Source organism: Erwinia sp. L03-1, from assembly GCF_058686115.1.
The window spans coordinates 1,893,692-1,919,873 of record NZ_CM178762.1 but is presented as its reverse complement, the minus strand read 5'-3'; the positions used below and the strand labels follow the sequence as shown (position 1 = coordinate 1,919,873).

Sequence of the window (26,182 nt, the reverse complement as noted above, 5' to 3'; positions counted from 1 at the left end):
GCGATTACGTGAACGCTTTAGAGGTTTTAGTGGCTTCCTTGTAAGCCTTGAAAGGCCGCTGGATATAATGCAAAGCAGAGCATGCGCTAAGCCGGGCATCGTTGTGGAGCAGAGACGGCACGTTGGCCTTTAATGCGTGAATGAGAAGAGGATAGATCGTTGAGGTTGAACCACCTTCGCATGAGAAAGCGATAACGGTATGGCTGTGACGCTTGTATCGGTGACAGGACTTTACCATTCGCGATCTCCGTGATGATTCAGACAACACCCTTATGTACCGCTTAATTAAGGTGCAACAGATCACGGACGGATTCAACATGTTTTTTAACAACTAATGCAACAATTATTATCATAGTGAGGAAAAGAGACCACCCGCCGGCTACGCTGGCAGGTGGCAAAGGCGTCAGGTGCTCAGTAATGCCTGCCCCAGGAAGTGCTGGCGGTCCTCCACGCCCGGCAGGACAAAGAAGTACCCCCCGCCCGCGGGCTTGATATATTCCTCCAGCGCTTCGCCGTTAAGACGGTTCTGTACGGTGAGAAAGCCTTTCTCCAGATCGTGCTGATAGCAGACGAACAGCAGCCCCATCTCCAGCTGACCGGCCAGCGAAACGCCCAGCGAATAGCTGTAACCCCGTCGCAGCATCAGGCTGCTTTGCGTGGCAGGCGTGCGGGGATTGGCAAGACGAATATGCGCATCCAGCGGGGTGATATTTCCCTCCGGATCGCTGGCATAATCCGGCACGTCGCGCTCATGCTGCATGCCGAGCGGCGCACCACTGTGCTTAACCCGGCCAAAAATCGTCTCCTGTTCGCGCAGCGGGGTGCGATCCCAGAACTCAACGTGAAAGGGAATAATGCGGGCTACCTGATAGCTGCCGCCCACCGCCCACGCTGGCTCGCCCTGCTCCTTTGTCACCCACACCACAGAATCCATCAGACCTGAATCTGCCGTATCCGGGTTGGCGGTGCCATCCTTAAAGCCAAGCAGGTTGACTGGCGTCTCTTTCCCCCTGCTACGCGCAGCATGGTCGGAGATAAAGCCTTCCCGACGCCAGCGAACGCTGAGCAGATCCGGTGAGTGTTTAATAATATCTCGTAGCGCATGAATAACCGTGTCATTGGTATTCGCACAGATTTGTAGCAGCAGATCACCATGACACAAACTGGCATCAAGCGCGTCGTTTGGAAAACGCGTCATCGGCTGGAGCTTAAGCGGCTTATGCGCCTGCAGGCCATAGCGCTCGTCAAACAGCGAATGCCCAACCGATACGGTGATAGTCAGGTTATCCGGGTAGATGCGATCGCCGAGAATACCGGAATCCAGCGGCGGCAGACGTGGATTGGTCACCTGCGGTGCCTCACCTCCCTGCGTTAAGAAAGCGATGCGGTCCGTCAGCAGCCTGAACAGGCGAGTCAGATCGTCCCTGTCGCCTGCCAGGACGTCAAAGGCGACCAGCATCATCGATGCCTGCTGAGGGGTAACCACGCCAGCCTGATGCGGACCGAAAAAAGGCTGCGCCTCCAGCCGGGCATTGGGCGACAGCGCCCCCGGCGAAAATGATTTTTCCCCGGAAGCGCCCTGTACAGGGCAGCCGCCCCCCACCGCAAACGCGCCGCCGATCAGCCCCATTCCTTTCAGTAAACGACGGCGCGACGGCAGCGCCGCGTCGTCAACAGGTTTGCTTGCCATTGCGGATTAATCCAGACCCAGCGTACCACGCAGCTTCGACAGGTCTTCCGCCAGCGTGGTGATGGGGCCTTTCATGGCGTTACGGTCAGCGGTGGTGAGCTTATCGTAACTCTCATAGCCATCTTTGGTGCGGTACTTAACGAGTATCGCATCCACTTTGCTGAAGTTAGCATCAACCTTTGCCAGCAGAGCCGGGTCGGCTTTTTCCAGCGCAGGTCGCAGGAGGTTAACGATTTTCTGTGCGCCATCGACGTTCGCCTGGAAGTCCCACAGGTCGGTACGGCTGTAGCGATCTTCTTCACCGGAGATTTTGCTGGATGCCACTTCTTCAATCAGACCCGCCGCACCGCCCACCACTTTGCTCGGGGGGAAAGCCAGTTCATCCACGCGTTTTTGAAGGTCTAGCGTGTCGGTATAGAGCGGGTCAGCATAGGTATCCATGCCTTTGGTGCTGTTGTCGCCGAAAAGCGCCTTCTCAAGACGGTGGAAGCCGGTAAATTTAGGGTCTTCTGCCTTTTTCTCGTAATCGTCTTCACGGGCGTCAATTCTGCCATCCAGATCGGAGAACAGCTCTGCAATGGGTTCGATACGCTCATAGTGGCGACGGGTGGGCGCATAGAGCGCCTTCGCTTTCGCCACATCTCCCGCTTTTACCGCATCGGTAAACGCTTTAGTGCCGGTCACCAGCTCGGCGATCTCACGGGTGACATAGGCTTTATAAGAGGCAATCGGTCCGACAAGCTGCATGACCGTCAGAGGGCTTACTGCCCTTCACAATCAGCTTACCTTTGGTATTGCTCAGCAGGCCGCAGGTCATATCATATTCACCTGCTTCAAGGTTGGCGGTGAGCTTTTGCGTAAAGCCAGGTGCAATGTTCTCGCGCTCTTCGACCACCATTACCCCTTTGAGGATCTCCCACTCCAGCCCTTTCTGGCTGTGGTTCTGAATAATGAACTGGGTCTTACCTGCGTTAACGGTGACGGTCATCGGATCGCACTGTTTGTCGTTAACGGTGATATGAACCTGAGGAATCTCTGCGGCCATCGTCGTACTGGACGCAGAGATCAGGCTAAGGAGCGCAGCGCTCAGCGCATGTTTGCGAATACGGAGTGTCATAGTCAATCCCTGTAAAAAGTGAAGGTACCCGTTATACGGGCCAGAACAAAAGTCTATCGGGCGGCACGTAATGTTTCGGCCTGCGTACGCACTGGCATAAAGAACAGCAGCAGCGCAGGCAGCAGATAAATCCACCAGACCGCCACTTCACTGACGCTGGGAGATTCCTGATAGCCAAAGACGCCTTCAAGCAGCGTACCGATCAGGCTGCTGGTAGAAAGCTGGTTGCTCATGTTGAATGCAATATCCTGGAAATGATTCCACAGGCCCGCTTCATGGAACGCGCGAATAGCTCCTGCCGCCAGCCCGGCGGCCACGAACAGAATAAACAGGCTGGTCCATTTGAAGAAAGCGCCCAGGTTGAGGCGTACCCCGCCCCAGTAGATGAGCATTCCCAGCACAACGGCGGTCGCCAGGCCCAGCATGGCCCCCAGCGGCGGAGCGATGCCGACATCCTGCTGGAAAGCTGCCAGCAGGAAGAAGACCGATTCCAGGCCTTCACGGGCGACTGCGAGGAAGACCATAAATATCAGTGCCCAGCCGCTGCTGTTCCCTTTTCGCAGCGCGTTATCCACCGCCTGTTCCAGTTCGGCTTTTACATTGCGGGAGACTTTACGCATCCAGAATACCATCCAGGTGAGGACGACGACGGCGATGACCGCCACGATGCCTTCAAACATTTCCTGCTGTTTTTGCGGGAATTCACCGGTGGTTTCGTTGATAAAGTAGCCAACGCCCAGGCAGAGCGCAGCGGCAACAAACACCCCGGCCCACATGGCACCAAACCATTGACTTCTCTGCGTACGTTTCAGGTAGCTGGCGATAAGGCTGACAATGAGCGCCGCTTCAAGTCCTTCACGTAACATGATCAGAAAGGGTACAAACATGCAAACGCCCTCAGGTGCGAAAAATAAATTCAGTTCCAGTAAAGAAACGTAAATCGAAACGATACCGATTATCATTATCGTGCAAGAAAAAACAAGAGGCCGTCCGGCTATTTTCACGTTTTGCCTGGAAGCATTGAGTGCCAGTGGGTGATATCTCTTATGGCAGTCAGTGAATTTTTCGGATAGTTGTTGTCGGGGTACGATGCCTGACGAGCCGGTGGATAGTCCCAGCGGTTGCCGGACTGCACTATTTGCTGTGCCGGTGGATAATCCCTGCGGTTACTGGTGGGTTGTGCTGGCTGCAATTTCTGCTGTGCCGGTGGATAATCCCCGCGGGTGCCGGGCGTCGCAGCTACAGGCTTCGCATGGTGCCTTTGGCTCCGACTTCAGGCCGGACGGCCCGGTCGCGAGCGGGCATCCCTGCCCGCCGCTCCCTGAGTGCAGCATCCCTGCTGCCCTCGCCTGGCCCTCCGTCTTCGCCGCAGCGCTGCGGAATGCCCGTCACCCGCAGGGTTTATCCACCTCTCAAGCTTCTGGGCCGCTTTGAGTAAAACCGTTTATCTGTCCGCAGGCTGCTGAGCCGCTTCCAGAAACCGTTTATCTATCCGTAGGCTGCTGAGCTGCTCCGATAAAACCGTTTATCTGTCCGCAGGTTTCCCAGCCTGTCCCCGTTAAGGTTTGCTCTCGCGCAGGATTCGGCTCACTTTTCGATTTAGTTTTTGGTGCCGCTATTTAGGTCATTTATCTGCACCACGAAAAACCAGTCACAACAAACTGTGCACTCTCAGTCTTCGGATTTTCTTCAAATCCCAACTATTTTGGTCATTGCATATTTCCTGTACGCATTCATGTCTGGCAAAGAGTTTCCGGGAATCTCCGACACCGCCCTTAACCGCAGCCAGCACAAAGCAGTAATGGGGGATTAGGGATCAACGGAACAATAAACGTTGTTAAGGAGTCAATTTAAACAGCCATTTATTTATTAGACAATAAGTTATGTGTCTTAATCGGACTTTCTCATTTATTATCTTCTGTCTGTTCAGACTTCTTTGTTTGTCGGCGCTGATTAATACACTCTTTGAAAAATCGATAGCTTAGACATCACATTTCACTCAGCCTGTCTGGATCGCGCATCTGAATATTGACACAGATCAATGAACATCTTCCCTAATGGGATAATTTGAAAACTGTATATAAAAGCATGTTTTTACGCACAGTTTTTTTGATTCTGATTCGACAGGAGGCATCTATGGGTGGAAATGGAGGCGACAATGCCCACAATAATCAGTTTGGCGGTGATAGGGGTGGAGCTACGGGGGGCGTAGCGGGTTCCGGTGGACCCAATAGTGGCAATGGATGGAGCACCACCACCGATCCCGGTGGCTGGACGGTGCACCACTATACCGGAGGCGGGGGGGGGACCAGTAGCCATGGAAATAGCGGTGGGCGCGGCAAAAGCGGATCGGCTGCGGGCAGAAGCCAACCAGAAAGCGGTGGAGGCTTATCGTCAACAGCGCAAAGAGGAGCTGGAAAATTACCTGAAGGAGGCGATGGCTGCGGCCAATATTAAATCAGCAGAGCAACTGAAACAGGAAATAGAAGCGGCCCTGCAGGCGATAAATATTCCATCAATTGACCGGCAAAGACTGGATATTGATGAATTACTCAAAGCCATTGAGAGTTCCATTCCGGAAATCACTGCTCCGGAGATCACGGTTCCCAAACCGGAAATAACTATCCCGTCGTTTAATTTCCCCGCACCACCCTCTTTGCTGCCGCAAAAAAGCCTGGCGGAGCGGCAGGACTGGGCGCAGTTCCAGCTTACCAAAGCGGGAACCGTGGTGCTGAGAGGTTTTTCTTCCGCAGAATCACCGACTCGTTCGCCACTCAGTTTTGCCGGGCACCAGACCGGCAGCGTGACGTTTTCGGGAGAGGCGGCCGATCAGCTCTGGCAACGGGTCACAGAAGTCCGTCAGGCATTGAGACAAGGCAGCCACTCCCTGCCTGCGGCAGCGATGCTGGCTGCCATCAGCTTTGATGAGAGTGATATCAGCACGGTGATGCTGGCAGGAGAGGTGCTGGGTCTGCCGTCAGAAGCGGAGCTGAGGCAGCACGATACGGTGGCACTTTCCCTGACTGCGCAGCTGGTACAACGTGATAATCAGTTAGGGATTGCGCTGGTGCGGCACCCACAGCCCGTTGCCGTGCCGGTGGTCCAGATGTCGATGTGGCCGGATGCGGATACCGGTTTTTATCGTTATGAACTGAGGGATAATGCCGGTATTCGTGTGCCGGTGTTGATTACGCCGGATAAAGCGCCGGGAACGGAACCGCTGTCACCGGAGGTACCGGAAATCCCTGAAGCGATTATTCATACGGGAAATCAGAGCGGCAGCCAGCCAGCGCCGATCATTGAAACACTCCCTCCCGCAGGGGATACCGGCTACCGGGAACTGATTCTGGTGCCGCCAGCCGCTTCCGGCCTGAAGCCGATCTATATTATGTTCAATAACCCGCGCAATTTGCCGGGTGAAGTCACGGGGTTAGGGCAGGAGGTGAGCGAAAACTGGCTCAATCCCGCCAGTAAAGAAGAAGGTGCGCCAGTCCCGGTTCAGATAGCGGATAAACTGCGCTGGCGGACCTTCAGTAGTTTCGACCGCTTTCGTAAGGCGTTCTGGATGGAGGTAGGGAATGACCCTGAGTTAAGCAAACAATTTAGAGGTAATAATCTGGACAACTTAAAAAATGGATATTCTCCTTTTACTCCTACATCAGAACGCGTTGGAGGAAGAGTTCGGTTTGAACTTCACCACATAAGACCGATCAAAGATGACGGCGCTGTTTATGATGTTGATAATTTAGGTGTAATGACACCAAAACGTCATATTGATATCCATAAAGAGGGTAAGTAAGATGGAAAAAAACATTATCTCAGAATATACAGAAGCAGAATTTTTAGATTTCGTCAGAAAAATTTGCAAAGCTTCTGATTACAAAACAGAAAAGGATCATACTGACGCCGTTTTGACATTTGAAAATTTATCAGAACATCCTAATGGTTCTGATCTGATTTATTATCCTAAGGATGGTCAAGATGATAGTCCTGAAGGAATCGTAAAAGAGGTCAAAGAATGGCGAGCCGCCAACGGCAAGTCCGGTTTTAAGCAGGGATGACCACCTGGTAAACCGCCTTATGGCTGTTAAGTATTAAAGGTCATTTTAATAACGTCCGGCAAACGAGGGCTTGCCGGACGTTTTCTTTGATGGTTGGTTTTCATCCAGATTGATTTTCTGTAAGCGGCTCACCTGAGCCGTATTGACGTTTATTCAGCAGTAAGGTCGACTTTCCATGGCAGCAGATCTCGTACCCGATTAGCTGGCCAGTCCTGGATATGGCCGAGGACGTAACGCAGCCACGCCTCCGGATCCACGCCGTTCAGACGACAGGTCCCGATCAGCGAGTACTGTATTGCCGCACGCTCACCACCGCTGTCTGACCCTGCGAACAACCAGTTTTTTCGCCCCAGGGCGACACCACGCAGCGCGTTCTCCGCGATGTTATTGTCGATCTCCGCCCACCCGTTACTGCAGTACAGGTTCAGCGCATTCGGTAAGTGTCAAGATAGTTGGCACCCCCGGTTAATTTATGCCACCTGTTTTTCCCGCTCCGGATTCAATGTCACCACGCCTGCCGGCTGCCAGTTTCTTGTCCTTCCTGACCAGCGTTCCGGATGGACCGAACGGGCCGACCGGTATACTTCATCGCGCCTCCGCAGTATCTCCCTGTCTTCACCCCGGTGTCGCTGCGACGGCGTTACATAACGGATACCACTGTGCCGGTGTTCCCCGTTATACCACCGGGTAAATCTCTCCACCCAGTCCCGCGCTTCTTCCACCGTTACGAACCCTGATGACGGCCAGTCCGGTACATATTTCAGCGTCCTGAACAGCGACTCCACATGTGCGTTATCGTTACTTACCCGCGGACGGCTGTGAGACGGGGTTATCGCCAGTTCCTGAAGCTTCACCTGTAATGTCTGTGACTTCATCGCCGCGCCATTATCCGCATGCAGCACCAGCGGCTGGCGATAACACCGTTCCCGCAACACGCTGCGCTGGATTAATGCGGCCGCCCCCGTCGATGCGCTTCGCCATGCCGCCGCAGCACCCGGTAAAACGAGGACTCGCTCGCCAGATATCTCCCCTCATCCGCCAGTCGCGGCACGATTTGCGACGGCGGCAGGCTGGCATATGCCGGCTGATGACACACCGCCAGTATCTGCTGCTCTTCCTCTGCCGTTAAGCGGTTGCCCGGCGCCGGCCTTATTGCCCCCGGCCGCCCGTCTTCCGCACTCTTGTGCCATCGCCGCCAGGTGCGTTCACTCAGGTTGATTTCCCGCAGAGCAACGGACAGTCGCGCACCATTTGTCATGGCTTCGCGAACATAACCACTTAATGCCGCCCGTTCCGGGACCGGCGTCAGTCGTCCCCGTCCGTTTCCCCGTAATAGTCCTGCAACCGCTTTCGCAGCACCAGTATCGCTGCCGCCTCCGCCAGGGCTTTCTCCTTACGGACCAGTTCGCGTTTAAGTTGCTTAATCTCTTTCTGGCTTTGCCTGAGTGCGGCTTTATCATCAGGTGAAGATATCTGCAAAAAGCCTTGTTTCCACTGACTTATCTGCTCAGGGTGGAGGCCTTTTTTACGGCAATATTGTGCAAGCTCCGTTTCAGTGAGCGTGGCGATTCAAACAATGACAGCCAGACGGGCTTCCGCTGGCCATTGTTCTGTGGTTTTGTCTGCGCCGGGCACCGGTTTCCCCTCTGCTTTTGCCTGATTACGCCAGTTATAGAGGGTAGTTTCCGATATTCCTTCCAGTTGAGCAACCGCCGTGACGGTCATGTTGTAAGGTGGCAGTAATTTAGCCAGTGCTGCTGATTTTCGTTCGGGCGAAATGCGTTTCATGGTGTTTCCCCACCGCCCCATTAGAGTTTTTGATGGGGGTGACAACTATCCTGACAGAGGGGGCATTCCACTGTTTCAGCATGTAGGCGAACGCCTTCGCTGTATCTGAGTGGCGCGACAGCACCTTCATCTGCGCCTGTATCCAGTCGTACAACGACTGCATCAGCGGCACCGTTCTGGCTTTTCTGACCGCCAGCCTTGCATCCGCCGGGCTGCCGCGGATCTCCGCTTCGATGGCGTACAGCTCACCGATACGTTTCAGCGCTTCGGTTGTGATATCGGTGGGGATACGGGCGTGGACGTCGTGGATTTTCCGACGGGCGTGCGCCATACACGCCGCCTCGGTTATGCGCCCATCTTCGTAAAGCGCATTGTAGCCACCGTACGCATCGGCCTGCAGGATACCCCTGTATCCAGCCAGATGTTGTTGTGGATGAACACCTTTGCGGTCCGGTGAGTACGCGAACCAGACCGCCGGTGGCATCTGTGAACCCGCATTGCGGTCATCGCGCACGTACACCCACAACCGGGCCGTCCGGGTTTTGCCGCTACCCGGCTCCTGTACCGGCACCGGGATGTCATCGGTATGCACCTTCCCCGGCATCAGCACATACTGGCGCAGCAACTCCTCGAGTGGCTCCAGCAGTTCGCTCACCGCACCGGACCAGCGCCCCAGCGTGGCACGACTCAGCTCCACGCCCTGTCGGCGGTATATCTCCGACTGCCGGTAGTGAGGCGTATGTTCTGCGAACTTCGCCGTGACGATGCGTGCCAGCAGCCCGGGGCCCGCGTAGCTGCGCTCAATGGGTTTTGATGGCATGGAGGCCTGAACGATGTGGTCACACCGGCAACAGGCCTGCTTTGGTCGCAGCGTTTCGATAACCTTAAAGGCACTGCTGATGAGCTCCAGCTGCTCTGAGATATCGCAGCCCAGCGGGCTGAGGTCGCCTCCGCATGACGGGCAGACTGTCTCCGCTGGCGGCAGCGTGCGGGTTTCACGCGGGAGTGATGCCGGCAACGGTTTGCGGGCTGAAGACTGGCGCAGTGGCTGCGGCATAACCGGATCATGCTGCTCGCCCAGTACCTCCGCCATCTCTTCCTGCAGGGCAGTGATACGCTCCTGCGCCTCACATACCTGACGTTCCGTTTTCTGGCGCAGTTTTTCTGAGCTTTTGCCGAACTGCATACGCTGCAGTTTGACGACCAGGGCTTTCAGCCGGTTGATTTCGCTGGCATAAGCCGCCACCCGCTGTGAGAGCACGCGGTTATACTCCACCATCTGTTGAAGGCTTTGCTGCTGAGCATCCAGCAGTGCCCGAAGTCGGGCATTTTCGTCGAAGAGTGAACGTTCCATATCCCTACTTTACAGCAGGTTATATGCGTATTCCAGGACGTTCCGTTCGCTGCGGATGTTTCCAGTTTATGCCCTCAAGCAGCATTGCCAACTGGGCGGGTGTCAGATGAACTTTCCCGTCACGGGTCACCGGCCAGACGAAGCGTCCGCGTTCCAGCCGTTTGATGAACAGGCACAGGCCGTCAGCATCAGCCCACAGCACTTTAATCATGTCGCCACGGCGGCCACGAAAGATAAATACCTGTCCGGAGAACGGGTTATCTTTCAGCGCATTCTGCACCTTTGATGCAAGTCCATTGAACCCGTTACGCATGTCGGTGATCCCGGCTACTATCCAGATACGTGTTCCCGCCGGCAACATATTCATTGTGTACCGGCTTTCATTTCACTGATCAGCATGTGCAGAAGCTCGGGAGTCAGACTCCCGCGGATGCGCAGTATTCCGGAGGGTAGCTCCAGCTCGCAGCAGGTTTCTGTGACGGAGTGTTGCGGCATAACCAGCGTCGGTTGTTCAGCTACCATCGTGGTTTCAGTCAGAGTGACAGGCAGAAGCAATGGCCCGTCACCCCGCGGGCGCAGAAGCCCATGTCTGTAAAGGTTACGCCAGTTGAACAACAGGTTGTCGTTGATACCATTCTCACGTGCCAGTTGCGCGACATTGGCACCGGGCTGAAGCGACTTTTCTGCCAGGGTGATTTTAAATTCATAAGGAAAGTTGGGGCGACGTGCCCGTTTACGTGCAACAGGTTCAGGGACGTCCGATACTTCAGTCTGGATGGTTGCGGATCGCGCGCGGTAAAGCAGGGATTCGAGTTTCCCGGGAGTGATGTCAGCAGGTAACGGCCAGCTAATCCCCTGTTTTCTGAAGCGAACAAAGAGATCACAGACGGTCTACATGTGCCGCTTACTATTGAGGAGCGCATCAGTGGCTCCGTTGCTGCCAGTGAGCGGCCGGGATTTACCCGTTTGCTCGACAGAATGGAAAATGGTGACGTGCTGATTGTCACCAAACTGGATCGTCTTGGACGAAATGCTATGGATGTCAGAAAAACGGTGGAACAGCTGGCTGCATCGGGTATCAGGGTTCATTGTCTGGCGTTGGGTGGCGTTGATCTGACCAGTCCAGCGGGGAAAATGACCATGCAGGTGATTTCTGCCGTAGCGGAATTTGAGCGCGATCTGCTGCTTGAGCGCACACACTCGGGCATCGCCCGGGCCAGAGCATCAGGGAAACGATTTGGACGCCCCTCTGCCCTGAATGATGAACAGAAAAAATCGGTACTGGAACGGCTCAGTACGGGAATGTCTGTGAGTGCTGTGGCCCGTGAATTTGGAACGACCCGACAGACTACCCTCAGGGTAAAGACGGCTATTCCAGCAGCGTAAACCTCCATGCCTGGCAGAATCAGTCGTTTCTTTGTCCCGGAACAATGACGATAAAATATCGTCTGGTTACGATGGAATGTTATTTATACATAAAAATGTGCAGGGATTCAGCATGGAAATTATTGGCGACAACACCTGTATTACCAGCATCAGGCCCAAAAGTAAGGTTGTTTACTGTCGCGGTGATCCGCATAAATACTGGCTTGAGCTTCAGTTCGTGGATGAGAACAACAATCCGGTTACCGGGCTGAATGTGCAGCTGGAATACCACCCGCTGGCCTCTGCAAAGGAGGTCGCTATGTGGAAAAAATATGGTAACCACGACTACAATCTCACGCCGCCGCCTAATCCGCCCGCCGGGGTGACCGACAGCCAGGGACTGGTTCGCTTTGATGACCTGTACTGGATTACGGTTGATGTAAAGGTTGACGGCCAGCAGCTGGCTGATGAGATGGAGAGGCGATCACTGGGACTCCGGCGTAACCCGAACAGCCAGCCGGTGACCAATAATATATTCAGACCGGAAACCCGCGACCCGTCATGGCGCACTGACGTGCAGGAGAAAGCTGAGGCCAGCGGGCATACACATCACTATGTCACCATTGGGGAGCTGTGCGACCGGCTGCCGGAGATCGAGGGCTGGACTGAGCCGGATCCGCCGAAGTTTCATTTTCCACCGGGACGGTCACTGAAAGGCACAGAGATAGCGCGGGAGGCACTGGAGAAGTGGCACGTTATTGAGATCTGTCCGTTTCGGGCGTGGGTGCTGGATCTGCATGATACGAAAGAGTATGACCTCGCCAACGGGCTGAACCTCGGCATCATGGCCGACCTTGCCTATTCAGCCGAAAAAGAGAATAAAACAGTCGATTACTTCTTCCGGCAGAAATGTCTGGACCTGTCCTGCATCCCGCAGTTTGCCGAGTTTCCGTCTTATTTTCATACGCTGTCGGTGGACGTGCCGTTCCGCGATCGTTATCTGGCACCTGTATATCTGAATACAAAGGACAGTGAGTCATCGGAAGGTGATAGCCGCTTTTTTACGGTCGAGTGCGATGCCCATGTGCTGGTTGCGTGGTGCGGAACGGACAGCCTTCTGAATGCCCTGACGGATGCCTCATTCGGGCCGAAGAAGTGCCTGCCCGAGCTTGCCGGTGCGGGTAATATTCACGGCGGTTTTCTGGAAGCTTATGAGCTGGCTAAACGGAAATTTAAGGACGAGTTTGATTCAATAAAAGCTGTGATAAAAAATCAGAAATCTTTATTTGTTTGCGGTCACAGTCTGGGTGGTTCCCTGGCACTGCTGTATGCCGCCGAAATGAAAGATAACTATCCGGTACTGTACACCTACGGGATGCCGCGCACGTTTACCCGCGCGGCAATGCCGTTTCTGAACAGCATCACCCACTACCGCCACGTCAATGATAACGACACCGTGCCACAGGTGCCGCTGGAAACAGATATGGACAATCTGTTCTGTCAGACGCTGGGGCCGCTGGGCGACAAGCTGGGCTTTAACTGGCTGGCTACGTCGGTTGCCGGTCTGCCGGTCTCTCTCTGGCAGAAAGACATGGAGTTAAAAACGGGGATACGGCTGAAAAAAGACCCGTACTGGCATCACGGCAACACCGTCGTCTTCTTCCGGGCGCAGCAGTGTTCGATGAAACTTACCAGCCCGAACAGGAAGAGTCTGGTTGATGGTGAGGTATATGTCCGGCATTTTGTGCCCGTTAAGCTCTTTCTGGTGCCCTCCCTGAACGATGAGTGTCTGAAAGCAACCGGCGAGCATCAGGCGGCGTTTATCCAGTGCCTGAACCCTAACAGTCTGGCAAAGACCTTTTCGAAGAACACCAACCCCACGCTGGACGGCCTCGGTACCGATCCGCGCAGCCATTCGATGGCGCACCGCTACCTGCCCTATGTCCATAATCAGGTGCTGGAGCTGGCCGATCCGGCGCGGAAGATGAGCAGGAAAGCGATACGGGAAAAATTCCGGGAGGAAGTTGAGAAAAGCGCGGCCTACAGCAATCCGGATGAGGTTGAGCGTAACCGGCAGTTCATTGCCCTCCAGAACATGCTGTCGGTTACGCTGCACCGGACACAGGCAGAGGAAACCGGGAAGAATGCTCTGCTCCGCTTTACGGCGGTAACGGAGGAAGAAGTTGAATTTTCTATCTAAAATCGCCGTATTTTTGCCTGCTGTCGTGTTGCTATCAGGGTGTGATGGGCGTACGGACCAAACGCTGTTACCGCCGGATAATGCGCGGCGGGTGACGGTGGCCATCAGGGTGCCTGAGGGTATTACGCTGCTGCCGATGCAGATGCTTTACCGCTCCGAACGGTGTAAGAGCAAAGACTATAATTCGAGTAATGAAGCCTATGAAATTCGGGGGTTTAACGGTTTTAAACAGGCGTTCAGACCGCAGGGTAGCGGCGATCTCTGGCAGCAGAATATCGCCATTGACGGCGGCGGTCCATGCCAGTGGCAGCTTAACTCTCTGCGCGTCAGCTTTAAGATTTCTGACAGCAACCCTCTGGTGAAGGGGAAAAAGGTTATTGAAACCAGCTATATCTTTGATTTTGATGATTACGGGCTTAGTGACGGATACGGAACAGGAAGGGCGAAAGAGGCCAGTGGAGACCTTGATTTAAAGACGGATTTTTTCCCGATGGAGACCCATTTTTCTGATAACGATATTAGCCTGAAGTTTTTCGGAGGGGATACCGGGTCTGAAAAGTGGCGTAGACGTTTCCGACTTCATGATACTCAAAATATCCTCATTGAACCGATAGTTCACCTTGATAAAGTTGTGACGTTGGAGCCACCTGATAAACCTGGTAATTGGATGGCAATGTACCCCGATGGTAGTCGTTCAGAAATTCCTCGCATCGATCCGGATTATGACAAGTTAATGTCAATGAAATAATCGAAGAATGAATCGAGTAAAAGGATCTTCTTGAGATCCTTTTTTTACATCTTCGGTCTCCGAACTCACTCATTTTGTAAAATGTCGCATTTTGCAGCTTCGCTCCCACTGGGCCAAACTGGCGACAAGCCGACCAGCCGACCAGCCTGGCGCAGGCTATAGTCGAAATCGGCCGCGCCGATAAAACCATCCATATGCTGACTTACCTCGACGATGAAAACAAGCGACGAAGAACGTTGCAACAACTCAACCGTAAAGAAGATCGACATGCAGTGGCCAGAAATGTTTTTCATGTTAAATGAGGAGAACTGAGACAGGCTTACCGCGAAGGCCAGGAAGATCAGCCTGGCTCATTAGGTCTGGTGCTCAATATTATTGTTCTGTGGAACACTATTTACATGGATGCAGCGATCCAACAGCTCAGACACGAAGGTTATCCGGTTCAGGATGAAGACGTTGAAAAACTTTCGCCATTACAGTGCGGGCATATCAATATGCAGGGGCGCTATTCATTTACGGTGCCGGAATCCGTCAGTAAAGGTGAGCTGAGAGCTTTCAATGAAGAAGTGTAATTTGTTGATTAATAGATTAATGACCATTTAAATTGACTGCTTAACGGCGTTTACTGTTCCGTTACTCCCCAAACCCCTAATGAGCAGACGGGTGGGGCCCGGTGACAGGCAATCCGCAGCGCTGAGCGCAGTGAGGAAGACCCGGATGGGCCAGCAGGGATGCTGGCACAAGGGCATGCCGGGACAGGGATGTCACGTCATGCCCGGTCCGAAAGGTCGACGAGCGAAGCGAAGGAACCGCGCAACGCGCGGCGTGAGGACCGCCAGGCACCGGGCCCCATCCGTTGGCGACGGCACCAGACTTTAGCCAGCCGGGCCCCATTGGCGATTGGCGAATGCAACAGGCCTTTAGTCAGCCGGGCACCAGGCACTTAGCGCACCACGCCCTCTCACTTAGTCGGCGCTAAACTCCGCCTCAGCCTGCTCGAATCGCTGCTGCGCCGCCGCCGACGGCTCTGGCCCCAACAGGCTAAACAGCACGATAGCAATAGTACTAAACAGGAAGCCCGGGATGATCTCATACAGATCCAGCCACCCGTACTGCTTCCAGATAAGAACCGTGGCCGCACCGATAATCATTCCCGCCAACGCGCCGTTACGGTTCATCCGCTTCCAGACCAGTGAAAGCAGCACCACCGGCCCAAACGCCGCACCGAAGCCCGCCCAGGCGTAGCTCACCAGACCCAGAACGCGGTTCTGTGGGTTTGATGCCAGCGCAATCGCTACCACCGCCACCAGCAGCACCATCATCCGCCCTACCCACACCAGCTCACGCTGGGTCGCACCCTTGCGCAAAAAGCTCTTGTATAAATCTTCGGTTAGCGCGCTGGAACACACCAGCAGCTGACAGCTGAGCGTGGACATCACCGCCGCAAGAATAGCGGAAAGCAAAATACCGGCGATCCAGGGGTTAAACAGGATCCTCGCCAGCTCAATGAAAATTCGCTCGCCGTTATCCGCTACGCCCGCTGCCTGCTCAGGATGATTATGGAAGTAAGCAATACCAAAGAATCCTACTGCTACCGCGCCTGCAAGACAGAGCACCATCCATGCCATACCAATACGACGGGCGCTGCGAATGGAGCGGTGAGAATCGGCCGCCATAAAACGCGCCAGAATATGCGGCTGGCCGAAATAACCCAGCCCCCAGCCTAGCAGCGAAATAACCGCTACAAAATTCAGGTTTTTTAGCATATCCATATTCTCAGTGCTCTGAGCCCGGATAACCGTTAGCGCATCACCCAGCCCGCCAACGGCGGAGATAACGATCACCGGCGTCAGGATCAGCGCAAAAATCATCAGGCTGGCCTGCACCGTATCGGTCCAGCTTACTGCCAGGAATCCACCGACAAAGGTATAGATAATAGTGGCCAACGCCCCCGCCCATAGCGCGGTTTCGTAACTCATGCCAAAAGTGCTTTCAAACAGGCGCGCACCGGCCACAATGCCCGACGCGCAATAAATGGTGAAGAATACCAGAATAATCAACGCTGAAATCACCCGCAGCAGCTTACTCTTATCTTCAAACCGGCTGGTAAAGTAGTCAGGTAGCGTCAGCGCGTTATCGTGATGTTCAGTCTGGACCCGCAGACGTCCTGCAACAATTTTCCAGTTCAGCCAGGCCCCCAGCGTCAGACCGATGGCAATCCAGCTTTCGGAGATGCCAGAAAGGAAAATGGCACCCGGCAACCCCATCAGCAGCCAGCCGCTCATATCGGATGCTCCGGCAGAGAGCGCCGTAACCACGCTGCCCAAACTTCGACCGCCAAGAATGTAATCGTCAAAGTTTTTAGTTGACCGCCAGGCGATAAAACCAATTAACACCATGCCAAAGATATATACGCAAAAGGTCACCATCATTGGTGTACTTGCTGTCATTGAAATTCTCCATTTATTATTTTAAATGCGCAGTGCCCGGGGTTGCACTGGCGGTGCCACCGGAACGTAGCGGCCCCTTCCTGTCAACCCAGCGCAGGTATCCTGCCGTAAAGGGTGTAAGCGCACAAACGATTTAACACATCAGTTACAGTAACTTCACCCCATGTCACAGACTCAACAATAAAAGGTTGCACCGGATCACAACCCGGTAAGTTACACCTTAAAAAAGACCTTAAATATCCAGATACTACCCGTAAACACCATTCTGGCGCGATACTTGCAGCAATAACTATGCCGCTTTTCAAAACAGCGTTTTTATCGCTTACTCAGAGGCGTATTTAACAAGGTTGCACAAAGTTGCAACTTAAGTGATATTGCTCATTATCGTCGTCATTTATCATTTCAAGGAGCTAGAGGCATGGGCACAACTACCATGGGCGTGAAGTTGGATGAAGCCACGCGCGAGCGCATCAGGCTGGCTGCGGGTCAGATTGATCGCACCCCACACTGGCTTATTAAGCAGGCGATTTTTAATTATCTTGAGCAGTTGGAAAATGGCGCAGCCCTGCCTGAAATCCCTTCTCAGCTGATGACGCAGGAGGGGGATGAGCGCTCAGAAGATGAGCAGCATCAGCCGTTCCTTGAGTTTGCCGAGCATATTCTTCCGCAGTCCGTGACCCGTGCCGCGATCACCGCCGCCTGGCGCCGCCCTGAAAATGAATCCGTGGCGATGATGCTGGAACAGGCGCGCCTGCCTGCTCCCCTGGCGCAGCAAACCCACCAGCTCGCTTACCAGCTTGCTGATAAGCTTCGGCACCAGAAAGGTGCAACCGGACGCGCCGGGATGGTGCAAAGCCTGCTGCAGGAGTTCTCTCTCTCCTCTCAGGAGGGGGTGGCCCTGATGTGTCTGGCTGAGGCGCTGCTGCGTATACCGGACAAGCCGACCCGCGATGCCCTTATCCGCGACAAAATCAGCAACGGTAACTGGCACTCGCATCTGGGCCGCAGCCCCTCACTGTTCGTCAATGCAGCCACCTGGGGTCTGCTGTTTACCGGACGGCTGGTATCCACCCATAACGAAGCCAGTCTCTCCCGTTCGCTTAATCGCATTATCGGTAAAAGCGGCGAACCGCTGATCCGTAAAGGTGTGGATATGGCGATGCGCCTGATGGGCGAACAGTTTGTGACCGGGGAAACCATCGCTGAAGCCCTGGCAAATGCCCGCAAGCTGGAGGAGAAAGGCTTCCGCTACTCATACGACATGCTCGGTGAAGCCGCCCTGACGGCGCAGGATGCAAAAGCCTATCTCCTCTCCTATCAGCAGGCGATTCAGGCCATTGGCAAAGCCTCCAACGGTCGCGGCATTTATGAAGGCCCCGGGATTTCAATTAAGCTTTCCGCCCTGCACCCTCGCTACAGTCGCGCCCAGTACGAGCGCGTGATGAGCGAACTGTACCCGATCCTGAAATCCCTGACGCTGCTCGCTCGCTCCTACGATATTGGCATCAATATTGATGCCGAAGAGGCGGACCGGCTGGAGCTGTCGCTGGATCTGCTGGAAAAACTCTGTTTCGAACCGGAGCTGGAGGGGTGGAACGGCATTGGCTTTGTGATTCAGGCCTACCAGAAGCGCTGCCCGTTCGTCATCGACGCGCTTTGCGATCTGGCTCAGCGCAGCCGCCGCCGACTGATGGTTCGTCTGGTGAAGGGTGCCTACTGGGATAGCGAAATAAAACGCGCGCAGATGGAGGGGCTGGAGGGCTATCCGGTTTATACCCGCAAAATTTACACTGATATTTCCTACCTGGCCTGTGCCCGAAAGCTGCTGGCCGTACCGAACCTGATCTATCCGCAGTTTGCCACCCATAACGCCCACACGCTCGCCGCTATTTATCAGCTGGCGGGTAACAACTACTATCCCGGCCAGTATGAGTTCCAGTGCCTGCACGGCATGGGTGAACCCCTGTACGAACAGGTGGTGGGCAAAGTATCCGACGGTAAGCTCAACCGCCCCTGCCGCATCTATGCGCCGGTTGGCACGCATGAAACCCTGCTGGCCTACCTGGTGCGCCGACTGCTGGAAAACGGCGCGAATACCTCCTTTGTCAACCGCATCGCCGACAAGACGCTGCCGATTGACGATCTGGTGGCCGACCCGGTCGAAGAGGTGGAAAAGCTGGCGCGCAGCGAAGGCGGCGTGGGCCTGCCGCACCCTAAAATTCCTTTGCCGCGCGATCTCTACGGCAGCGCGCGCGTTAACTCTTCCGGGCTGGACCTGGCCAACGAACACCGTCTGGCCTCGCTGTCGAGCGCGCTGCTTAACAGCGCCATGGAGCCCTGGCACGCGGTGCCGGTGATTGACGGTGAGCGACAACCGGGTGAACCCCTGCCGGTCCTTAATCCGGCCGAGCCGGGCGATATCGTCGGCTATGTACACTACGCCAGCGAAGCCGATGTCTCCACCGCGCTGGACGCCGCCGTCAGTGCGGGGCCGATCTGGTTCGCCACCCCACCGCAGGAGCGTGCGGCCATCCTGTCGCGGGCGGCGATGCTGATGGATGGGCAGCTACAGCGGCTGATTGGCATACTGGTGCGCGAGGCGGGTAAAACCTTCAGCAACGCCATTGCCGAGGTTCGCGAAGCCGTCGATTTCCTCTATTACTATGCCGGACAGGTGCGGGATGATTTCGATAATGAAACACACCGACCCCTCGGTCCGGTCGTCTGCATCAGCCCGTGGAATTTCCCGCTGGCCATCTTCACCGGACAGATCGCTGCCGCGCTGGCGGCAGGCAACAGCGTACTGGCAAAGCCTGCCGAACAGACGCCTCTGATTGCCGCCGAAGCGGTAGCCCTGCTGCACGAGGCAGGTGTACCGGTCGGCGCGCTACAGCTGCTGCCGGGCAAGGGCGAAACCGTCGGCGCCCAGCTTACCGGGGATGACCGCGTGCGCGGCGTGATGTTCACCGGCTCGACGGCGGTAGCGACCCTGCTACAGCGTAATCTGGCAGGCCGTCTCGATCCGCAGGGTCGTCCGACGCCGCTGATTGCCGAGACGGGCGGGATGAACGCGATGATTGTCGACTCCTCAGCGCTGACCGAACAGGTGGTGATTGATATTGTGGCTTCAGCCTTTGATAGCGCTGGGCAGCGCTGTTCGGCCCTGCGTCTGCTGTGCGTTCAGGAGGACGTGGCGGAACACCAGCTGCAAATGCTGCGCGGTGCGATGGCCGAATGTCGCATGGGCAATCCGGAACGCCTCTCTACCGATATTGGCCCGGTCATTGATGCCGAAGCGAAAGAGAATATTGAGCGTCATATTCAGGCGATGCGCAGCAAGGGGATGAAGGTTTACCAGGCGGCAGTGCAAAATCAGCTCGATGTTAAAGAGTGGCAGAGTGGTACCTTCATTCAGCCCACGCTTATCGAGCTGGATAGCGTCGCCGATCTGGACAAAGAAATCTTTGGTCCGGTACTGCATGTGGTGCGCTATACCCGCAGCCAGCTTCCGCAGATAATCGCGCAGATTAACCAGTCAGGCTACGGTCTGACCCTGGGCGTGCATACCCGTATAGACGAAACCATTCATCAGGTGACCAACAGCGCCCGCGTCGGCAATCTTTATGTTAATCGCAATATGGTTGGCGCGGTCGTCGGCGTGCAGCCTTTTGGCGGTGAAGGCCTTTCCGGCACCGGGCCAAAGGCGGGTGGCCCGCTGTATCTGTACCGGCTGCTGTCGCACCGCCCTGATGGCGCGCTGCGCGTCACGCTGGATCGTCAGGACGGTGAGTACCCGGTCGATGCAGCGCTGCGCCCCTCCCTGCTGGCTGCGCATCAGGCGCTGACCGCGTGGGCGCAGGATAAACCTGAACTGGCGAGTCTTTGCGCCCGCTATGCCGAACTGAGCCAGGGAGGAACGGTTCGGCTGCTGCCGGGTCCTACGGGAGAGCGCAACACCTTTGCCCTGCTGCCGCGTGAGCATATTTTATGCCTGGCGGATACGCAGGAGGATGCGCTGACGCAGCTGGCGGCCGTTACGGCAACGGGCAGCCGGGTACTGTGGCCGGAAGATGAGCTGCTCCGCAGCCTGTTTAAAACGCTACCGGAGGCGGTGCAGGCACGGATAGATTTCGCGACGCAGCCGTTGGAAAAAAACAGTAGCTTTGACGCGGTGATTTTCCATGGCGATGCCGACAGGCTGCGCGAGGTGTGTAGAGCGGTGGCTGAACGCGAAGGCGCGATTGTGTCGGTACAGGGCTTCGCGCGCGGCGAAACCAACCTGCTGCTGGAACGCCTGTTGCTGGAGCGTTCACTCAGCGTCAATACGGCCGCGGCGGGTGGCAATGCCAGCCTGATGACCATCGGCTAACCGCATCATGGCGGTGTCGGGCATTTCCCCGACGCCGTCGTAATGTTCAAGGTGTTATTAGCGATCCCTGCCTTTTGCTACAGGCCTTAAATCTGCCTGACTGGCCTGTACGCAATTATCCCACCTGCCATAATCAATTATATTTCCAGCAGACATTGATATTGATATGACCGCCCTGCATTTTTTGACCGTCAGAATTGGATTATTTATTCTTGATGAATGGTTATAAAAATCAGACTGTTTTTAGCCTGTTGTGTTAAAAAAGGACTAATTAAAAATAGATGAAGTCACCTGTTCTTTAAATAAATTTCCCCATTTGGTACATTAAACAACAATTAATAATATGCAAATATTTCAATATTACTATTCAAATCACATAAAAAATAATTAGCATTGTCGGTTTAATTTTATTTAAGTATTATCTGCTACAGGATAAAAAAGGAGGCATGGTGTGTTGATGATTCTGGACGTGTTTAATCACTCAATACTTTATAAGAGAAAGCGAGTAAGATTTACAAGAATGGAGTTTTCATTTATGTTATTTCTTATCAACAGGCGTAAAAGCAGTCCATTTCAAACGGAAGAAATTATTGAGTATATCTGGAAAGACCGTAGTCAGGTCATTATCAATAACAACCTAAATCAGCTAAGCTATAAAGTCAGGAAGAAAATATCAAAACTTGATGACTTCCTGACTTTAGAAATGAAGCGAAACAAAGAAAACAGAATAGTTAATAATAAAAAGGTGGTTATCCTGACATTAAACAACAGATTTTTAGCAAAGGTTATCGCCAATTTATTTAAGGAGGTCTAGTTAAAATATTCAATAGAAGGTCTGTTTAAGACCATTTAGCCAGAGTAATAAACCCCCTACATTATATTGAGACGGTTATATATCACTCTGACCCGACGCTGGCATCAATGGTTTAAATTGAGCATGGGGAGAGCCCTTTTGCTGTGGCAAATGAAAAATTTACCAACATCTGTGATAGTCCCTCGCGATGTCACTCTGTTTGAGCGGGTGTAACATTACTACGATGGAAGATCGCGATAACCGGCTCGGGTTGGATGATATGAAAGTCAGGGTGAACGATTATTTTATGCTGATTTAATTATCAGGATAAATTACAGTAACTGAGTTTCGTCATAACAGGAGGGAAGAATAATAAGGTGTATTAAGAAAGCATTTAATTTAAACCCAAAAATAACGTTAAACCACAGAAAAAGACCGGTGCCGCGAGGATTTTCAACCTGATAATTCAGAATACCTCCTACCACGGCGTGTCTGTTATGATTGTTTTTCTAAAATGAAAAAGGCATGAGTAAATTGGATTTTAATTATTAAATGGAGAAAGTTCCAGATGAAAAAATAATTACTATAATGTATTATAGTCTGCAATATACGTAACCAGCGCATCTATACTATCATTTCTCAGCGAGTGTAAAAGTAGTGGCAAAAAGGTTTCTCTCCAGGACGCCGTTATGAATATAAGCACCCTCAAGGGCATAAGCCATATTGATTGAGATTACGTAGGATCGGTGGAGAAAATCCTAAGAAAAAGATATCTCAACCGAGGAGCGCTATCATCTGGCAGGTGAAGGGGCGTCATAAATTGACGCCCCTGTTATCCTCTATATCAGGTAAAGCGATGGCCTGATTCAGAATGCCGCCCCTTCAGGCATTAAGGAACTTTTCAAGGAACTGGCGGGTACGCGGCTGCTGCGGCGCAGTGAACAGATCGCGAGCCGGGCCCTGCTCGACAATTCGCCCCTGATCCATAAAGATTGCCCGGTCCGCCACGTCGCGGGCAAAGCTCATCTCGTGCGTGACGATAACCATCGTGCGCTTTTCCTGTGCCAGCGCACGAATGGTACTGAGCACCTCCCCTACCAGCTCAGGGTCGAGCGCGGAGGTCGGCTCATCGAACAGTATCACTTCCGGCTGCATCGCCAGCGCACGTGCAATCGCCACGCGCTGCTGCTGACCGCCAGACAGGCTACGCGGATAGCTCTTCTCTTTTCCCTGCAGCCCCACTTTCTCCAACAGCTGGCGGGCGCGTGCTATCGCCTGGGCTTTGGCCTCACGCTTAACGATGACCGGCCCTTCAATAATATTCTCCAGTACCGAACGGTGGGGAAACAGATTGAAGCTCTGGAAAACAAAGCCGACCTGCTGACGCAGGCTGCGGATCTGCTCTTTCTGGCGGTGCATTCCCAGGGACGAGTCGATCTGAATATTGCCGACCTTGATGGTGCCGCTATCCGGCTCCTCAAGCAGGTTAATGCTGCGCAGCAGCGTCGTTTTGCCCGATCCGCTCGGACCAATAATCGCAACGACTTCGCCCGATTTAACCTCAAGATCGATGCCGTGTAGCACGGTCTGACCATTAAACTGTTTAACCAGCTTGCTGACTTCAATGGCGCTCATTTTGACTCCCGATCCTGACGATTAACGTGGTCTTCCAGCTTACTCTGTAACAGCGAGAGCAGCGTTGCCATCACCCAGTAGATCAGCGAGGCCGCCAGGTACATCGTGAACACTTCCAGCGTGCGTGAGGTAATCAGCTGCGCCTGACGGAACAGCTCAGGAACCTGAATGGTCGCGGCCAGCGAGGTATCTTTGACCAGGCTGATAAAGCTGTTACCCAGCGGCGGCAGTGCAGTTCGGGCTGCCTGAGGGAGGATGACCCGGCGCATGGTCTGCCAGCGGGTCATGCCAATACTGGCGGCGGCTTCCCACTGCCCGCGCTCAATTGCAGCAATCGCCCCCCGCAGGGATTCTGACGCGTAGGCGGCGGTGTTCAGCGACAGGCCAATCATCGCCGAGGGAATGGGATCCAGCTCAATGCCAAACTGCGGCAGGCCGTAGTAGATCAGAAACAGCTGAGCGATAAGCGGCGTACCGCGAAAAATCGACACGTAAAAACGCGACAACCATGACAGCGGCCAGAAATGCGACAGGCGCATCATCGCCAGCACAAAACCCAGCACCAGCCCAAAGAACATGCCACCGATGCTGAGCTGAAGGGTGAATACCGCCCCCTTCAATAAAAAAGGTGCTGAATCCAGCACCAGTTGAATACTTTCCTGCATTATTTAGTTACGTCCACGCCAAACCATTTATCAGAGAGTTTACCCATCGTGCCGTCCTTCTGCATGTCCGCAATGGCTTTATTGATGGCGTCACGCAGATCGGTGTTGCCTTTGCGCAGTGCCACACCCGATTCCTGACGGGAGAAAGCCGGACCCGCTGCGGCCAGGGTGTTACCGGTTTTCTTCACCAGATCCAGCGCGGCAAGGCGATCAACCAGGATAGCGTCAATACGGCCGACCCGCAGATCCTGATATTTAGTCGGGTCATCATCATAGGTGCGAACATCCACGCCCTTCACGTTCTGACGCAACCACTGCTCATAGTTTGAACCCAGGCCCACGCCGACCTTTTTGCCGCTCAGATCTTCAGGACGTTTGATGCTGTCCGCGTTGGCTTTTTTGGTCAGCGCCTGAATACCAGAAATGGTATAGGGGGTGGAAAAGTCATACTTCTTCTCACGATCGGGTGAGAGCGTCACCTGATTGATTACCACGTCAATGCGTTTAGAGTCGAGCGCGGCAAGCATCCCATCCCATTTGGTCGGCTTCAGGCTGGCCTTCACGCCCAGATGCTGCGCCAGGGCAGTAGCAAAATCGACTTCGAAGCCCGCCAGCTTGCCATTTTCATCCTGGAAGCTGAACGGGGGATACGTCCCTTCCAGGCCCACCAGCAGGGATCCACGCTCCTTCACTTTGGCCAGCAGATTTTCCTGTGCCGCATAGCTGGCCGTAGAGAAGCCCGCCACCAGCGCCACAGACATTACACCCATCACCACCCGGCGACGCACCAGAGAAAAATTCATAGTCACTCCACGCTATTATTTGTTCAGGGAAGCCGCCCGGCTACCCGCTTTTTGTCAATCTCGCTGCCTGCAACCCGGGCTAACTGGCAAAATTTACCCAGCCCGGCGCGTTTATACCAGATGGCAGCGATAAATTACCCGATACAGCTTAGACCATATGGTGATAAGCAAATAACGCAGGCGCACCGCCGGTATGAATAAAGGCGATGGGGCCTTCACGCGTGAAGCGCTGCTGGCTGATACCATCAATCAGACCGGCCATCGCTTTACCGGTATAAACCGGGTCAAGGAAGATGCCCTCAAGCCGTGCCAGCAGCCTGATGGCCTCCAGCCCTTCTTCGTTTGGCATACCGTACTGCGGCGCGAAATAGTCATCCCACAGGGTAACAGGCGCTGAGGAGGTCAGCGCCAGCGAAGCGGAGAGCTGCTGACGGATGGCCTCAACTTTTGGCCGCTGCTCCGCTGCCCGGCGTGAGACGGTGACCCCAATCAGTTCGGTTTCCGGCAGCAGCAGCTCCAGCCCCACCGCCAGCCCCGCATGGGTACCTGCGCTACCGGAAGCCACCACCACTGCGGCAAAATCAACCACGCCTTCCGACTGGTGTGCCAGCTCCTGTGCGCATTCAACGTAGCCCAGCGCACCCAGCGCGTTTGAGCCGCCCACCGGCACCACATAGGGACGAAAGCCCTGTGCCTCCAGCCGGGTGGCCTGCTCCGCAAGCTGGGCATCCGGGTCATATAGCGCATCGACCATGATTACCTCGGTCGCCAGCAGCTCCAGCAGCAGACGGTTGCCGTTGCTCAGGTAATTCTCTGACGCGGTATTGATCGGGTTTTCCAGCAGCGCGACGCATTTCAGCCCCAGCTTAGCGGCAACGGCGGCCGTCTGTCGGACGTGGTTAGACTGGATGGCCCCGGCGGTCAGCAGAACATCTGCGCCCTGACGCAGCGCGTCAGCGGCCAGATACTCCAGCTTTCTCAGCTTATTTCCGCCCAGCGCGACAGGCGTGACGTCGTCACGTTTAATGAAGATATCGCGGCCCAGGTGGTCGGAGAGACGGGGAAGATACTCAAGCGGCGTGGGCGCACCCAGCAGCTCTAATTTGGGAAAGGAAGATAAAAGATGTAAGGACAACGCAGCCTC

The 26,182-nt window shown here is 54.4% G+C and carries 14 protein-coding genes and 7 pseudogenes; 8 read left to right on the top strand and 13 right to left on the bottom strand.

The window, feature by feature from the left end; genetic code table 11:
• Positions 1-403: 403 nt before the first annotated feature.
• From efeB to efeU, 3 genes and pseudogenes are all read right to left on the bottom strand, one after another.
• The gene (gene efeB / locus AC4PCC_RS08895; protein ID WP_492127127.1) at positions 404-1,690 is read right to left on the bottom strand and encodes an iron uptake transporter deferrochelatase/peroxidase subunit; all 1,287 of its coding nucleotides are present in this window, start codon (positions 1,688-1,690) and stop codon (positions 404-406) included.
• Positions 1,691-1,696: 6 nt separating this feature from the next.
• Positions 1,697-2,807: pseudogene (efeO, locus tag AC4PCC_RS08890) on the bottom strand (iron uptake system protein EfeO).
• 53 nt (positions 2,808-2,860) lie between these two features.
• Positions 2,861-3,694, bottom strand: a complete 834-nt coding sequence (efeU, locus tag AC4PCC_RS08885; protein WP_492127126.1) for an iron uptake transporter permease EfeU — start codon at positions 3,692-3,694, stop codon at positions 2,861-2,863.
• A 1,430-nt stretch (positions 3,695-5,124) separates the two neighbouring features.
• On the opposite strand from efeU, the gene AC4PCC_RS08880 reads away from it, so the two are divergent.
• Together AC4PCC_RS08880 and AC4PCC_RS08875 are read left to right on the top strand one after the other, a co-directional pair.
• Positions 5,125-6,606 (top strand): pyocin-S2/colicin E7-DNase domain-containing protein, encoded by a 1,482-nt coding sequence (locus AC4PCC_RS08880; protein WP_492127125.1) that lies wholly within the window; start codon positions 5,125-5,127, stop codon positions 6,604-6,606.
• A 1-nt stretch (position 6,607) separates the two neighbouring features.
• Entirely contained in the window at positions 6,608-6,868 is a 261-nt protein-coding gene (locus AC4PCC_RS08875; protein WP_492127124.1) for a bacteriocin immunity protein, read from the top strand.
• Between the two features lie 149 nt (positions 6,869-7,017).
• Here the strand turns inward: AC4PCC_RS08875 and AC4PCC_RS08870 are convergent.
• The 5 genes and pseudogenes from AC4PCC_RS08870 to tnpA form a co-directional block, all read right to left on the bottom strand.
• A pseudogene (locus AC4PCC_RS08870) lies at positions 7,018-7,299 on the bottom strand (transposase domain-containing protein); the annotation flags it as partial.
• Positions 7,300-7,338: 39 nt separating this feature from the next.
• Positions 7,339-8,656, bottom strand: a pseudogene (locus AC4PCC_RS08865) (transposase).
• A 52-nt stretch (positions 8,657-8,708) separates the two neighbouring features.
• Positions 8,709-10,010: pseudogene (tnpC, locus tag AC4PCC_RS08860) on the bottom strand (IS66 family transposase); the annotation flags it as partial.
• 19 nt (positions 10,011-10,029) lie between these two features.
• Entirely contained in the window at positions 10,030-10,377 is a 348-nt protein-coding gene (tnpB, locus tag AC4PCC_RS08855) for an IS66 family insertion sequence element accessory protein TnpB (RefSeq protein WP_492127123.1), read from the bottom strand.
• Positions 10,374-10,901 (bottom strand): annotated as a pseudogene (gene tnpA / locus AC4PCC_RS08850) (IS66-like element accessory protein TnpA); the annotation flags it as partial. The gene tnpB and the pseudogene tnpA, both read right to left, overlap by 4 nt.
• An 18-nt stretch (positions 10,902-10,919) precedes the next feature.
• On the opposite strand from tnpA, the pseudogene AC4PCC_RS08845 reads away from it, so the two are divergent.
• The 4 genes and pseudogenes from AC4PCC_RS08845 to AC4PCC_RS08830 form a co-directional block, all read left to right on the top strand.
• A pseudogene (locus tag AC4PCC_RS08845) lies at positions 10,920-11,396 on the top strand (recombinase family protein); the annotation flags it as partial.
• Positions 11,397-11,508: 112 nt separating this feature from the next.
• Positions 11,509-13,575, top strand: coding sequence for a lipase family protein (locus AC4PCC_RS08840; protein WP_492127122.1), 2,067 nt, complete (start codon positions 11,509-11,511; stop codon positions 13,573-13,575).
• Positions 13,559-14,323, top strand: a complete 765-nt coding sequence (locus AC4PCC_RS08835; protein ID WP_492127121.1) for a hypothetical protein — start codon at positions 13,559-13,561, stop codon at positions 14,321-14,323. Before AC4PCC_RS08840 ends, AC4PCC_RS08835 begins: the two co-directional genes overlap by 17 nt.
• A gap of 131 nt (positions 14,324-14,454) precedes the next feature.
• A pseudogene (locus AC4PCC_RS08830) lies at positions 14,455-14,895 on the top strand (Tn3 family transposase); the annotation flags it as partial.
• Positions 14,896-15,288: 393 nt separating this feature from the next.
• Here AC4PCC_RS08830 and putP read toward each other — a convergent pair.
• Positions 15,289-16,773, bottom strand: coding sequence for a sodium/proline symporter PutP (gene putP / locus AC4PCC_RS08825; RefSeq protein ID WP_492127120.1), 1,485 nt, complete (start codon positions 16,771-16,773; stop codon positions 15,289-15,291).
• A gap of 418 nt (positions 16,774-17,191) precedes the next feature.
• Between putP and putA the strand changes: the two genes are divergently transcribed.
• The gene (gene putA / locus AC4PCC_RS08820) at positions 17,192-21,142 is read left to right on the top strand and encodes a trifunctional transcriptional regulator/proline dehydrogenase/L-glutamate gamma-semialdehyde dehydrogenase (RefSeq protein WP_492127119.1); all 3,951 of its coding nucleotides are present in this window, start codon (positions 17,192-17,194) and stop codon (positions 21,140-21,142) included.
• Positions 21,143-21,593: 451 nt separating this feature from the next.
• Complete coding sequence (locus tag AC4PCC_RS08815) at positions 21,594-21,956, top strand: hypothetical protein (RefSeq protein WP_492127118.1); 363 nt, start codon at positions 21,594-21,596, stop codon at positions 21,954-21,956.
• A gap of 861 nt (positions 21,957-22,817) precedes the next feature.
• On the opposite strand, the gene tcyN is transcribed toward AC4PCC_RS08815, so the two are convergent.
• The 4 genes from tcyN to AC4PCC_RS08795 form a co-directional block, all read right to left on the bottom strand.
• Positions 22,818-23,570: an L-cystine ABC transporter ATP-binding protein TcyN gene (gene tcyN, locus AC4PCC_RS08810; RefSeq protein ID WP_492127117.1), complete on the bottom strand. Its 753-nt coding sequence runs from the start codon at positions 23,568-23,570 to the stop codon at positions 22,818-22,820.
• A complete protein-coding gene (gene tcyL, locus AC4PCC_RS08805; RefSeq protein ID WP_067700965.1) occupies positions 23,567-24,235 on the bottom strand; it encodes a cystine ABC transporter permease in 669 nt (222 codons plus the stop codon). The genes tcyN and tcyL overlap by 4 nt, the downstream gene beginning before the upstream one ends.
• Positions 24,235-25,038, bottom strand: coding sequence for a cystine ABC transporter substrate-binding protein (gene tcyJ, locus AC4PCC_RS08800; protein ID WP_492127116.1), 804 nt, complete (start codon positions 25,036-25,038; stop codon positions 24,235-24,237). Before tcyJ ends, tcyL begins: the two co-directional genes overlap by 1 nt.
• 148 nt (positions 25,039-25,186) lie before the next feature.
• Positions 25,187-26,173 carry a D-cysteine desulfhydrase gene (locus AC4PCC_RS08795; RefSeq protein ID WP_492127115.1) on the bottom strand — a complete coding sequence of 329 codons (987 nt, stop codon included), beginning with the start codon at positions 26,171-26,173 and terminating at the stop codon, positions 25,187-25,189.
• Between the last annotated feature and the right edge of the window lie 9 nt (positions 26,174-26,182).

Bases quoted from the DNA above. Each gene is read 5' to 3' on its own strand.
- AC4PCC_RS08880 (WP_492127125.1), top strand. From the start codon at position 5,125: ATGGAAATAGCGGTGGGCGCGGCAAAAGCGGATCGGCTGCGGGCAGAA.
- efeU (WP_492127126.1), bottom strand. From the start codon at position 3,694: ATGTTTGTACCCTTTCTGATCATGTTACGTGAAGGACTTGAAGCGGCG.
- AC4PCC_RS08875 (WP_492127124.1), top strand. From the start codon at position 6,608: ATGGAAAAAAACATTATCTCAGAATATACAGAAGCAGAATTTTTAGAT.
- putA (WP_492127119.1), top strand. From the start codon at position 17,192: ATGGGCACAACTACCATGGGCGTGAAGTTGGATGAAGCCACGCGCGAG.
- putP (WP_492127120.1), bottom strand. From the start codon at position 16,773: ATGACAGCAAGTACACCAATGATGGTGACCTTTTGCGTATATATCTTT.
- AC4PCC_RS08840 (WP_492127122.1), top strand. From the start codon at position 11,509: ATGGAAATTATTGGCGACAACACCTGTATTACCAGCATCAGGCCCAAA.
- tcyN (WP_492127117.1), bottom strand. From the start codon at position 23,570: ATGAGCGCCATTGAAGTCAGCAAGCTGGTTAAACAGTTTAATGGTCAG.
- tnpB (WP_492127123.1), bottom strand. From the start codon at position 10,377: ATGAATATGTTGCCGGCGGGAACACGTATCTGGATAGTAGCCGGGATC.
- tcyL (WP_067700965.1), bottom strand. From the start codon at position 24,235: ATGCAGGAAAGTATTCAACTGGTGCTGGATTCAGCACCTTTTTTATTG.
- tcyJ (WP_492127116.1), bottom strand. From the start codon at position 25,038: ATGAATTTTTCTCTGGTGCGTCGCCGGGTGGTGATGGGTGTAATGTCT.
- efeB (WP_492127127.1), bottom strand. From the start codon at position 1,690: ATGGCAAGCAAACCTGTTGACGACGCGGCGCTGCCGTCGCGCCGTCGT.